Source organism: Citrobacter freundii complex sp. 2024EL-00216 (genome assembly GCF_043945515.1).
Lineage (GTDB): Bacteria > Pseudomonadota > Gammaproteobacteria > Enterobacterales > Enterobacteriaceae > Citrobacter > Citrobacter portucalensis.
This window is the reverse complement of the sequence record NZ_JBIMRA010000003.1, coordinates 124,011-136,852: the sequence shown is the minus strand read 5'-3', so window position 1 is coordinate 136,852 and position 12,842 is coordinate 124,011. Positions and strand designations below refer to the sequence as shown.

2 protein-coding genes are annotated in these 12,842 nt (G+C 52.4%); one reads left to right on the top strand and one right to left on the bottom strand.

The features are described from left to right. Positions 1-75 precede the first annotated feature (75 nt). Positions 76-1,419, bottom strand: coding sequence for a TolC family outer membrane protein (locus ACHHZ7_RS04985; RefSeq protein ID WP_032944790.1), 1,344 nt, complete (start codon positions 1,417-1,419; stop codon positions 76-78). A 332-nt stretch (positions 1,420-1,751) separates the two neighbouring features. Between ACHHZ7_RS04985 and ACHHZ7_RS04980 the strand changes: the two genes are divergently transcribed. Next, positions 1,752-12,824, top strand: coding sequence for a retention module-containing protein (locus tag ACHHZ7_RS04980; RefSeq protein ID WP_395148701.1), 11,073 nt, complete (start codon positions 1,752-1,754; stop codon positions 12,822-12,824). The last annotated feature ends 18 nt before the right edge of the window (positions 12,825-12,842 follow it).

Below are 12,842 nucleotides of genomic sequence, written 5' to 3'. Positions count from 1 at the left end.
TGACCGTGCACGGTTAAATAATAGCAAGCTAATTATAAGCGTGCAGGTCAGAGATTTATTGGGGATTAATAATTATTAATGAAGTTCCGGTAAGCTATTTTCTTCTGCTGAATCTACCGGTTGTCCTGAAGGCGGCGGTGTGATTTTTAGAATGTTCATTAATTCCCCGGTGCGTTCGCTAATACGGTAGCCACTGGTCATGGCCAGATAACGTAATTCAACAAGACGGCGTTTAGAGGAGAACACTTCATTTTCACTATCGAGTAAATCCAGCAGCGTACGCTCGCCAAGACTAAATTGATCCTGATAAGCCGTGCGTACTTTGACGCTGCGGTCAGCGTATTTTTCCGCCGAAGGAATCTGAGCGCGTGCGTTTTGCAGTGCGGTCCAGGCCAGGCGCAGCTCCTGATTCAGCTGGCGCAGTGTGTTATTACGTACATCCTGAGCCTGCTTGTGCAGATAAGCGCGGGAGTTCATGTTGGCTTTGTCGCTGCCGCCCTGGTACAGGTTGTAATGCAGTTTGACCATCGCTTCCCACTCTTCGGTGTGTGCGCTGGTGGTATCGGTGTTGTTGCTAATCCCTCGGGAAAGCTCAACGTCCACACGTGGATAGAAGGTGGATTTCGACGCTTCATACTGCTGGTGCGCAGCTTCGATATCCGCATTGGCAGACTTCAGTAATGGATTATTTTTTTCCATCCGACTTTTGGCATCTTCCAGCGAGGTTGGCAGCTGAGAGTCAATGCTCTCTGGCTGGCTTAAGCCCTGCGGATCCATGCCCGTCACGCTGATAAAGGTGGTTTTCGCATCTTCAAGGTTAGTCTGCTCGGTCAGCAGGTTGTTTCGCGCCTGCGCCAGACGCGCTTCGGCCTGCATAAAATCCCCGGAGCGCCCAACGCCCTGATCGGTACGCAGTTTTATCTGGTCGTAAATGCGCTCGTGGTTCGCCAGATCGTCTTCAGCAAGGCGAACAAACTCTTCGCGTTGCAGCACGTCGAAATAGGCCTGAATCACCGCATAAGCGGTGCTTTCACTGGTGTTCATCACACCATAGGCGCGTGAGTCAACGGTCGCTTTTTGTCGCGCCACTTCGCTGTTGGTCGCAAAGCCGTTAAACACATTCTGCTCGAGGCTGATAGTCGCCTCGTTAGGTGATTGAGTCAGACCGTTATTGCGTCCTGCAGCGCGGGTAGTTGCATCATCAACATTTTTGCGCCCGGCCTCGGCATTTAAATTCAGTGATGGCAAATAGCCACCTTGTGCCGCCCGCAGATCTTGCTCCGAGGAATAACGGCTATTTATTGCAGCATTAACTTCAGGATGATTCGCTAATGCATCTTTAACGGTATTTTGTAAGTCTTCTGCGTTTACTGCATTTATTGAAAAACATGAAAGCAGAAAAACTAAAAACTTCTTCATGACATGAATGCCCTATATCTCACGGTTATGACATCCAGATGTCGTCGCTATCATCCATTTTTACAAACACGTTATATTAATTAACAAATATGAATTGTCTTAATTGATGACTGTAATCAGCTATTCAGCGACATGTTTTGTCACATCGTGTTTTATTTTTGGTTATTTTTTATTATATTCATTTGCCAGTCAAGTCTCATGTAATTGCATTCTATAAAATGTGTTTTTTTCTACATTGAGATATTAATGTTTACATTAATTGAATGTGATATTTGTTCGTTAATATATTAACGAGTTTATAAAAATAATGATGGTAATTAAGTGAGGTTACGGTGAGCAAATTACTCGGTGTGATCAAAGCAATTATTGGACAGGTTTACGTAGTTGATGCCAATGGTGCACAACGACTGGTTCATGAAGGCGACAGGGTATATAGCGGTGAAGAAATTGTGACCGGTGCCAGCGGCGCGGTAAGTATCTCTTTACCAGACGGAAAAACGCTGGATATAGGCCGTAATAGCCATTGGGGTGAGCACGGGCTACAGGTCAGCCATCATCCGGAAAGTAGTGCTCAGGATATTGCCGCCGCACAAAAGGCCATTGCCGATGGCGCTGACCCGACGCAGGTGCTGGAAGCCACCGCGGCGGGTAATGAAGCACCGGTAACATTAGAAGGTGGCGGCGGGGGGCACACTCTGGTTCAGCTTGAATTGACCGGGCAGGTGGTTGATCCGACAGCAGGTTTTAACACCAAAGGTCTGGGAAGCCCGAACTGGGATATCAATCTGCCGATAGGGGGAGTTACCGCAGGTTCCGCGAGTGTTTTCCCGCCTGAGGTACAAATTACCGAGTTTGCCGGCAACGACGGTTTCATTAACAAAAGCGAATTCCATCAGACCCATTTAAGCGGCACCAGTAATCAAAATCACATCACACTCACCTTCACCGATAGCCAAAAAAATACATTCACCGTTACTGTCCCGGTGAGCAACGGGCACTGGAATATTGATACCGATCTGGGGGGACTGGTCCCGGGAAATGTAACAGTGGTGGCAATAGCCACCGATGTGACGGGACGGACGGCAGAAAGTTTTGATCATGCGCTGATTGATATTACCGGACCACACATCGACATTACCGTTGATAACGTCACGCCGGATAACCTCATTAACTACGAAGAGTCACGTCAGCCGCAAACCCTGATCCACGGGTCGGTCGGCGGCGACACTAAACCCGGCGATATCGTTACTTTATTGGTTGATGGTAAAGAATATACCGGTGTTGTTACCGACCCCGGAAATGGGACTCTGACTTATACCATCCCGGTACTGACCCAGGGGTTACTGCATGACCCGAACATCCACGCCACGTTAACCTCTACTGACGACGCAGGAAATACCACCATTGTTTCCACGGATCATCATGTCGATAACGACCTGTATGCGCAAAATGCCGTGACCATTGAAACGGTGGCGAATGATGATGTCGTCAACGCTAATGAGTTTCGTATGCCGACCATTATTTCTGGCATTGCCAGCGGTGATGCGAAAGCGGGTGATCCGGTCACGTTGACCATTCAGGGCAAAGCGTTTCACGGCACGGTTTTCGACGATCATGGCCAGCTACGCTATGAAATCGTTGTGCCTTCCGCAACCCTCAACGAGGGGGCTAACGATGTGCAGGTGACGCTGGTAAGCCATGACGCGGTAGGCAATGAAGCCACTGCCGTGACGCACCGCACCGTGGTACTGGACACCCAGGCACATAACGACCTCACGATTGATGATGTCACGACAGATAACACCCTGAATCGTGCAGAGCTGTATATGCGTAACCAGGTGATTTCCGGAACCGTCAGCGGGGAAGACGCGAAAGCGGGCGACCCGGTGCTGGTAGAGATCAATGGCCACCAGTACAACGGTCAGATCATCGATCTCGGCAATAGCACGCTGGGCTATCGTATTGCGGTGAACGCTGCCGATTTTGCCAACAACGTTGCAAAAGTCGATGGTTATATGGACGTGAAGGTAACGGTCACCTCTCACGATGCGGCGGGCAACCTGGCGATTGCCACCGACACCCACAGCGTGCATGTCGACAACTTCGCGGAAAACACGGTACATATCGACACCGTCGCGAACGACAATGTGGTCAACGCCATTGAAAACCGCATGACCACACTGATAAGCGGCATGGCAGGCGGCGATGCCAAAGCGGGGGATACCGTTACCGTCAGTGTACAGGGGCAGAATTTTACCGGAACGGTGGTTGATGATAACGGCGAACTGCGCTACGAAGTGGCGGTGCCGGTCGGCACGCTGCATGAAGGTAAAAATGCGGTGGTGGTGACGCTGGTCAGCCACGATGCGGTGGGTAACGAAGTGACCGCGCTGGCGCACCGTACCGTGGTGCTGGACACTAAAGCGCATAACACCGTCAATATTCATGATGTCACTGCCGACAACACCCTGAATTTCACGGAGCTGTCGGCGGCGAAGCAGACGATTACCGGAAACGTGCGCGGGGAAGACGCGAAAGCGGGCGACCCGGTGCAGGTGGAGATTAACGGCCACCGGTATCACGGCCAGGTGATTGATACCGGGAAAAATACCCTCGGTTATCGCATCGAGGTGGATTCTGCGGCGTTCTCTGACAACGTCGGTCATGTGCTGAAAGAGGCGACGGTCCATGTCAGCGTCACCTCCCACGATGCGGCGGGCAACCTAGCGATTGCCACCAGCAGCCACGACGTGCATCTCGACAACTTCGCGGAAAACACGGTACATATCGATACCGTCGCGAACGACAATGTGGTCAACGCCATTGAAAACCGCATGACCACGCTGATAAGCGGCGTGGCAGGCGGCGATGCCAAAGCGGGGGATACCGTTACCGTCAGCGTGCGGGGGCAGAGTTTTACCGGAACGGTGGTCGATGATAACGGCGAACTGCGCTACGAAGTGGCGGTGCCGGTCGGCACGCTGAAGGAAGGTAAAAATGCGGTGGTGGTGACGCTGGTCAGCCACGATGCGGTGGGTAATGAAGTGACCGCGCTGGCGCACCGTACCGTGGTGCTGGACACTAAAGCGCATAACACCGTCAATATTCATGATGTCACTGCCGACAACACCCTGAACTTTACTGAGCTGTCGGCGGCGAAGCAGACGATTACCGGAAACGTGCGCGGGGAAGACGCGAAAGCGGGCGACCCGGTGCTGGTGGAAATTAACGGCCACCAGTATCACGGCCAGGTGATTGATACCGGGAAAAATACCCTCGGTTATCGCATCGAGGTGGATTCGGACGCGTTCTCCGATAACCAGGGTCATGTGCTGAAAGAGGCGACGGTCCATGTCAGCGTCACGTCTCACGATACGGCGGGCAACCTGGCGATTGCCACCAGCAGCCACGACGTGCATCTCGACAACTTCGCGGAAAACACGGTACATATCGACACCGTCGCGGGTGATGACCTTATTAATATTAAGGAGTTTTCCGCGAACGGCGGCTTTACGCAGATCGCCGGTACCGTAACCGGCGTGGATGCGAAGATGGGGGATGCGGTTACCCTGGCACTGAAGGGCGGCGAGGTGATTCACAGTGTGGTTATCGCGCTGGCGGGCGGTGGACTGGGCTATAGCATCCCGGTAAATAGCCATAAGCTGGTAACTCATCCGGAATTTACGGTTTCTGTTACCTCTACGGATCCGGCAGGGAACAGCGTCACGCATTCTGAAACCAAAACCATCAGCGCCGATCTGTATACACAGTCGTATATCACCATTGATGACGTGACGGCTGATAACTTTATCAACATCAAGGAATCGACGGACAATCACGGCAAGACCACCATCAGTGGCACGGTGAGCGGAGATGCAAAAGAGCATGACACCGTTCAGCTGGTGATTAATGGTCAACACTATTCGGGGGAAGTGGAGAAGCTGGCGAACGGCAATCTGGTCTACCATATCCCGGTGGATACCCAGAACCTGGTCAACAACCCGGTGATTCATGCCAGCATCCATACCACGGACGAGCATGGCAACGAAATGACGGCGGTGACGAAACACCACGTTGGGCTGGATCTGGACGCCAGCGCCTCTATCGGCATCGATACCGTCGCAAGTGATGACATTATCAGTAAAGCCGAGTCCAACCTGCATAAGACGATCATCACGGGGCCAGTTGGCGGCGATGCGCAGAAAGACGATGTTGTCACCTTAACCTTCAATGGCAAAACCTATAGCGGCAAGGTCTTTGAACTGCCTGACCATTCGCTGGGTTACAGCATTGAAGTCAGCACCGATAATCTGAAAGATGGCAGCGACCAGAAGGTCCATGTCTCCATTTCAACCGTCGATGAACACGGTAACCCGTCAACGGTAACGCACGACCATATGGTGCATATCGATCTGCACGCGGAAGCGAGCATTACGATTGATAAGGTGACCGCCGATAACACCCTGAACCATAGCGAACTGAATATGGCTCAGCAACTCATCACCGGCACCGTCGATGGTGATGCGAAGCTTCACGACGTTGTCAGCCTTGAGATCAATGGCCACACGTTTAAGGGGGAAGTCATTACGCTGAATAACGGTCAACTGGGCTACCAAATCCCGGTCGACTCGTCGGCGTTCAGCAACAACCAGGGCCACCAGGATAAAAACGTCAACATCAAGGCGACGGTTGTCTCGCATGATGCGGTAGGCAACGAAGTGACGGCGATCAGCAACCACAGCGTGCATATCGACAACTTTGCGGTAAACCAGGTGCATATTGGTACCATTGCCGGTGATGACGTTATTAATATCAAGGAGTTTTCCGCAAACGGCGGTATCACGCAGATCGCCGGTACCGTCACCGGCGTGGATGCGGCGGCCGGGGATGTGGTGGAGTTGCAGCTGGATGGCGTCCCGGTGATGCAAGGCGTTGTTGTCACGCTGGCGGGCGGCAAGCTGGGCTATAGCTTCCCGATGAATACCCATATGCTGATGAGTCATCCGGAAATTACCATTTCGGTCACCTCCAGCGATGCGGCAGGGAACAGCGTCACGCATTCTGCGACGAAAACCATTAGCGCTGATATGTACACCCAATCGCATATCACCATTGATGGCGTGACGGATGATAACTTCATCAACATCAAAGAATCGACGGACCATAACGGTAAGACCACCATCAGCGGCACGGTAAGCGGCGATGCGAAAGAGTACGATACCGCTGAGCTGGTGATTAATGGTCAGCACTACTCAGGCACGGTGGAGAAGCTGGCGAACGGTGGCCTCGGCTATCATATCCCGGTGGACACCCAGAACCTGGTCAACGATCCGGTGATTCATGCGAGCATTCACACCACGGATAGTCATGGTAACGAAACCACGGCAACCGCGGATCGTACCGTGGGTCTGGATCTGGATGCCAGCGCCTCTATCGGCATCGATACCGTCGCAAGTGATGACATTATCAGTAAAGCCGAGTCCGACCTGCATAAGACGATCATCACGGGGCCGGTTGGCGGCGATGCGCAGAAAGACGATGTTGTCACCTTAACCTTCAATGGCAAAACCTATAGCGGCAAGGTTATTGAACTCTCTAACCACTCGCTGGGCTACAGCATTGAAGTCAGCACCGATAATCTGAAAGATGGCAGCGACCAGAAGGTCCATGTCTCCATTTCAACCGTCGATGAACACGGTAACCCGTCAACGGTAACGCACGACCATATGGTGCATATCGATCTGCACGCGGAAGCGACGATTACGATTGATCCGGTGACGGATGATAACGTACTCAACCATTTCGAGTTGGACAAGACCTGGCAGTTGGTTAGCGGCGTCGTGGGTAAAGACGCCCAGGTTGACGATGATGTGTGCGTTGAGATTAACGGTAACACCTATACCGGCAAGGTTATCGTTCTGGGCAACGGTCAATTGGGGTATCAAATCCCGGTTCTGTCCTCTGACTTTAGCGACAACCAGAGCAACCAGGACAAAGATGTCACCTTCAAGGCTACCGTAACGTCGCACGATGCCGTGGGGAACGAAGTTGTCAAGTCCACGACGCATACAGTAAAAATTGATAACCACGCCCAGGCAGGGATTACCATTGATACCGTGGCGGGCGACAATATGATTAACGGCGCCGAGTCCACAAAACACACCACCGAAGTGATGGGTACCGTTTCTGGTGATGTGCACATGGGCGATAAAGTGATTGTTACCGTCAATGGTCACCACTACGACGCAACGGTACAGAAACTCCCGGAGCACAATAATGCGCTGGGCTATAAGCTGGATGTGCTGACGGGCGATCTGGTGAAAGATCCGCATATCGTTGCGCAGGTGGTTGGGGTCGATAATGTTGGCAACCAGCAGAAAGCCGAAGCCACGCAGGATATGGCGGTAGATTTGCACGCGAAAGCGCTGCTGACTATCGATCCTGTTACCGGCGACAATATGGTCAACGGCGATGAATCCCGCCAGCCGTTCACCTATGTGACCGGCAGAGTCGGCGGCGATGTGCACGCCAATGATACCGTTTACCTTACCGTGAATGGTCATACCCTGACCGGGAAAGTCAGCGATCAGGGCGGTCATCTCGGGTATAGCATCAAAGTCAGTACCGCCGATCTGCTGTCCGATCCGCATTTAACGGCCACCGTTAGCACCACCGATGTTGCGGGCAACCCGGCGACGGCCAATGCTGAGACCACGGTGGTGATCGATACCCGCATCGACGCGACGATTACAATCGACGACGTTACGCCAGACAACACGCTGAATTATGACGAGCAGCATCAGACCACTACGGTTGTGAGCGGCACCGTGACCGGCGAAGTTCAAAAAGGCGACCCGCTGGTCATGACCATCAACGGCGTCACTTATAAAGGTTCGGTGGACGATATCAATGGCCATCTGGGCTACCGTATTATCGTCAATACCGCCGATCTGGTCGCCAACCCGCATATTGAAGTCACCATGGACGTTACCGATGCGGCGAAGAACCATGCGCACGTGGTGGCGCACCATGACGTTAATCTGGACGACCGGGCTTTTGCTGCGATCACCATCGATCGCGTGACGGGTGATAACGTTCTGAACGGTACTGAACTGCAGGCACCGAAAACGATCATCAGCGGCACGGTGGGCGGCGACGCGCACAAGGGAAATATCGTTCACTTGGTAATTGACGGCAATACGGTTGATGCGACGGTGGTCGAACTGCCGAAGCTGGGGACGCTGGGCTATAGCGTCGAGGTGGATACTCAGTGGCTGAAAAACGACCCGAATATCACGGCGACGATTACCACCCATGATGCCGCAGGGAATACCGCGACGGCGGATGCGACAAGCACGGTGACCATCGACGATCACGCTGAGGCTATCGTCAATATCGACCCGCTGGTAACGGATCATCATGATGATGTTATCAGCTACAAAGATGCGCATAACCCGCAGACCACCGTGACCGGTACCGTGGGTGGCGATGTACGAGTGGGGGATCTGGTTGAACTGACCATCAACCATCAGACCTACTATGCCCCGGTGCAGGATGGCAGCAACGGTCAGCACGTGTTTAGCACTCAGGTTTCAACGCTCGATCTGCTGATGGATCCGAATATCCATGCCGAGGTGACGGCAAAGGATGCGGCTGGCAACGTTGCGTACGGGCATGATGCTAGGCCGGTGGAGATTGATACCGTTGCTCAGATTGGCATCACTATTGACTCAGCTAAAAACTGGGTTCCGCAAGACCTTGCTGCTGGAGCCAGACCTGATTATGTGACGGTTGTGGGACATGTTGATCATGATGCGCAATTCGGCGATCTTATCCATATTGACGTAGGTCATGGAAACAGATTGGACACCACCGTTATCACCTTACCGGATGGGAAGCTGGGATACACACTGAACATTAGCACTGATTATTGGGATGATGACGGCAATATTACTGTAACTGTCATTGGCCACGACAATCATGGCAATGTCGCTATGGCGGTGGCACATCAATATTATGACCTACCTTGGGTAGCACAAATTCCTGTTGCTGGCGGTAGCAGTTTTAATACCAATTTGACGCCAATCACTACATCTACAACCGGCACAGGAACCTCGCTACCACAGAAACCGCATGTCCACCTCACCGTCGATCCGGTGACGGGCGATGATGTAATCAACCAAGTTGAAGAGGGTAAATCCACTACGCCGATTCGTGGTCTGATAACTGGGGATGTAAGCGTCAATGATACGGTTATTGTCACCATTAACGGCAATCAATACCCTGGCAAAATGATCGCGATTCCTGGCCTGCCGGGTGAATTAGGCTATCAGGTTGATGTTCCTACCGACGTACTTAAGGCGCACCCGACATTTGAGGTATCAATTACCGTCAGTAACTCCGCGGGTAGCGACACCTCGAGCGTGCTGAAAACCATTCAGGTCGATATCGATAACCCAGTCCACATCACCATGGACAATGTCGCCGGTGATGACGTTATCAATGGTTCGGAAGCGAAAAGCGGCACAACAACGATCAGCGGTACGGTCAGCGGCGAAGGCATCCATGACGGTAGCGTAGTCTCGCTGCAGGTGAATGGTAATACTTTAACCGCTGTGGTACATGCAGGCACCACGGGATGGGTCTGGTCGCAGGATGTCAGCATAAACGATCTGCGTAATAACCCGGACATTACCGCGTCGGTAAGCGCTACCGATGCTGCCGGAAACACTGGTACTGATTCGACGTCGAAGCACGTTGAGGTCGATCTCAACGCTGATGCGGGCGTTACGATTGATAACATCACAACTGATAACGTACTGAACTCGCAAGAAGTTGGACAAGCAAAGACCACGGTGAGTGGTTCCGTTTCCGGCGATGTTAAACCCGGTGAAAACGTGACCTTGACGGTCAATGGTCATGATTACAATGCCGTTATTAATGCAAGTAATCACTACACAGTTGATGTAAATACGTCAGACCTGGTAGCTGACCATACCATCGACGCTAAAGTGACCGGCCACGACAAGGCTGGCAACGTTCAGGACACCAGTATCATCAAAGCGTTTTCTGTCGATACCACGGCATCGGCAGCGGTAACGGTTAATACCGTGGGCGGTGACGACGTTATCAATGCCGCTGAGATTCAGGCTGGCAAGGTTGAAGTCAGCGGTACCGTGGATGGTGACGTACACAAAAACGACAAGGTCTATATCACCGTTAATGGCAACCAGGTTGAGGCCACTGTCATTGAACTGCCGCATATGAACGGGCAGTTGGGGTATAAAGCATTCGTGAGTACCACGGATCTTCAGGCCGATCCGACTATTCATGTCAGCGTGACGGGTCATGATACGGCAGGCAATATCCAGACTGCGACGTATGACAAAATCGTGATAATTGACGAGCGCGTGGATGCGACAATTGTCCTGGACCCAGTGTCCAATGATGACGTGCTGAATAACGTTGAAGCCGGGAAACCGACCACCATCATCACCGGTTCTGTGACCGGCGACGTTGAGGTCGGCGATCAGGTTACCGTCACCGTCAATGGCAAAGATCTGCCGGCGATAGTCTCCGACAGCGGCGGTAAGAAGGTGTTCCGCGTTGAAGTCAGTACGGTTGATTTGGTTCATGACCAGCATATTACTGCCCATGTCGTCGCCCATGACGATGCCGGTAACCGCCAGCAGATTGATACCGATAAGACGATCCTCATCGACCGCGTGGCTTCAGGTAGCGTCGACATTGACAGCATCACGGTGGATAACGTCCTCAACCACCAGGAGCTGTCGGGGCAGAAGGTGACCATCACCGGCCATGTCGGCGGTGACGCGCAGCTTTATGATCCGGTTACCTTGACCATCGGCGGGCATAAGTATCAAGGGAGCGTCATCACCCTGAGCGGCGGCGGTCTGGGCTATCAGATTGACGTGGATTCGGCGGTTCTACGTAGTGATGCGCACAAAGTTATTGACGTTGAGCTTACCGGCCATGACGCGCCGGGGAACCCGTTCACCGCAAAATCGACACATACCTATTCCGTTGATGAGCAGGCCAACGGTGCAATTACCATTAATGACCACATCGCAGGCGACAACGTCGTTAACCTGAATGAATCGAAGTCAGACACGGTGATTAAATTTACGGTTTCCGGCGACACTCACCCGACCGATGTCGTTGATGTTAGCGTCAATGGCAACAACATGAAGGCTTCGTTGGTACCTGGCTCCTCGACGGTTTATCAGGTTGCGGTTCCGGGAACGTATCTGAATGAGGGCGATAATAAGATTGAGGTGAAAACGACGTTACACGATGACGCAGGGAATACGTTAGACGTGCACGATCAGAAAAACGTGGTGCTGGATACTCATGCCGATGGTGCGATTACTATCAATGACGGCATCGCAGCAGATAACGTCGTTAACCTGAAAGAATCGCAGTCAGACACAGTGATTCGCTTTACGGTCTCTGGGGATACCCATTCTACCGATGTTGTTGAAGTGAATATCAACGGTCACCTTATGAAGGCTACGCTGGCACCTGGATCATCAACGGTTTATCAGGTTGCTGTCCAGAGCGCATATCTGAAGGAAGGTATCAATGATATTGATGTGAAAACGACGTTACACGACGACGCGGGTAATACAATCGATGTGAGCGATCACAAAACCATCGTCCTTGATACACACGCTGACGCCAGTATCGTGGTAGATAAGATCGCCGGTGATAACCACATCTCGCGTGCCGAATCACACGATGCCGTCACGCATATTACCGGCAGCGTGAGCGGTGATGTGAATGATGGCGATCATATTAAAGCGCTGGTAAATGGTCATCAGTACGATGCCATTCTTCATCAGGGCATTAATGGGTTGACCTATGACATTGAGGCCGATACCTCCGCATTCCGTGCCGGTCATAACCGTGTGAACGTATTGGTCGAGGCGCATGATAACCACGGTAATATTACGCCTTATAGCCAAACGTTGAACGTGACGATGGACGAGCCTGCACCAGTGAAAGGGCATACGGTGGATAAAGGGAATCATGCTGCGATGCAGCATGCGCTGCATAACCTGTTCGACGATAACGCATTATCTCTGTCTTATGCACCAGCAGCGACCGGACACGGTCAGGCGACAGCGGTACTCAGCGCAGACGATAAGGCGAAGGGCGTGCTCGAAAAAGTCGATCTCAGCGATCTGGCGCGTGAACTGCATGAAGGTGTGGATATTGCGAAGTACATTCAAAGCGGCGGCGATCATCACCTGATCGCCAGTCCGGCAAAAGTGGCGCATGGAATAGATACCGCGCTGTCTACTCCGGCAAGCGGCGATCTGCATTCTCCGACCTACTCGTTGGATCACCTGATTGCTAAACCCGATCAAAACCACACTCACTAACGATTGCCTGCTGCCCCG

Bases quoted from the DNA above. Each gene is read 5' to 3' on its own strand.
- ACHHZ7_RS04985 (WP_032944790.1), bottom strand. From the start codon at position 1,419: ATGAAGAAGTTTTTAGTTTTTCTGCTTTCATGTTTTTCAATAAATGCA.